The organism is Streptomyces sp. UF-297, from assembly GCF_058245575.1.
This window is the reverse complement of record NZ_JBSIBZ010000262.1, coordinates 1-416: the sequence shown is the minus strand read 5'-3', so window position 1 is coordinate 416 and position 416 is coordinate 1. Positions and strand designations below refer to the sequence as shown.

Annotated in this window: 1 protein-coding gene; it reads right to left on the bottom strand. The window is 67.1% G+C overall.

What is annotated here, in order from left to right; all coding sequences use genetic code 11:
* On the bottom strand, nucleotides 1-380 hold a 380-nt coding region (locus AC4IJH_RS43745), incomplete at its 3' end, for an acyltransferase domain-containing protein (protein ID WP_490857604.1).
* Nucleotides 381-416 lie beyond the last annotated feature (36 nt).

The following is a 416-nucleotide window of genomic DNA, read 5'->3' as shown; positions in this document are numbered from 1 at the left end:
ACGGCTTCTTCGAAGCGGACCATCTGCCGCAGATTCGCGTACCAGTACGCGGCATCCACCTCACTGCCCGACACCCACTCACCCGTGACGGTCGAGACCATCGGCACCCGACCGGCCTGCGGAGTGATCCCGGCAAGCTCCCTCGCCAGCACCGCCTCCAACGGCTCCACCGCAGGCGAATGCGCCACAAAGTCCGTCTCCGGAATACGCCAGCGCAACACATGCCGCGACGCCAACTCCCGCTCGAACTCCGCCAACGCACCCGGCTCACCCGACACCACCACAGCCGCCGGACCATTCACCGCAGCCACCGACAGCCGGTCATCCCACCGCTCGACCAGCTCACATACCGCCCGCGACGGCATCACCACCGACACCATCGAACCCTCAACCGACAGACCCGACAGCGCACGCGA